Source organism: Stutzerimonas sp. LR2, assembly GCF_055755175.1.
On sequence record NZ_JBVTRR010000079.1, the window covers coordinates 1 to 687 of the forward strand.

Here is a 687-nt window from a genome sequence, read left to right on the forward strand (position 1 = left end):
TCTTCAGTCGCATGAAAAATAAGCAGAGGCTTGTTCATGGCGAACACCTTATGAGCGATTTTGTGTTCCTGAATATTGTCCAGCATCTGTTTCTTTAAGGTAAATACCCGCCCGGCCAGCTCAACGGGATAGGCTCCATGCTGGTTAATGTTTTCAACATCATCCTTAAAAAGACGTTTTACGTGTGTCAGTTCTCCGGGTGATCCTATGGTGACAACGGCCTTTGCCTCAGGAACTTCGCCGGCAATAGACAGAATGGCCGATCCCCCCAGGCTATGGCCGATGAGCAAAGAAGGCGCTTCGTACTGTCGGCGGAGATAATCTACCGCGCAAAGCAGGTCCGAAATATTGGATGAGAAGTTGGTGTTGGAAAAATCCCCTTCGCTGTTTCCCAGACCAGTAAAATCAAACCGGAGAACGGCGATAGCATTCTCTGTCAGTTTCCGCGCAATACGCGCCGCGCCTTTGAGGTCTTTGCCACACGTAAAACAATGAGCTAACAGCGCAAACGCTTTAGGATTTTCAGGAAGTTCAAGCAATCCGGCCAGTTCTTCACCAGCCGCATTTTTGAACGTAAATTTTAGTTTTTTCATAGGATATTCCAGGTCTTAAACTGATTTCATATGTTTGATCGCAGGGAAAAATAATCTTCTGCTCTGCATCTGGCTTTACGCGTTTTCCTTCCTC

General features: G+C 46.7%; 1 protein-coding gene. It reads right to left on the minus strand.

Features of this window, described 5'->3' with window-relative positions:
• Positions 1–593, minus strand: a 593-nt coding sequence (locus ACVRRC_RS22150) for an alpha/beta hydrolase (RefSeq protein ID WP_472997601.1), incomplete at its 3' end; no start/stop codon positions are given.
• Between the last annotated feature and the right edge of the window lie 94 nt (positions 594–687).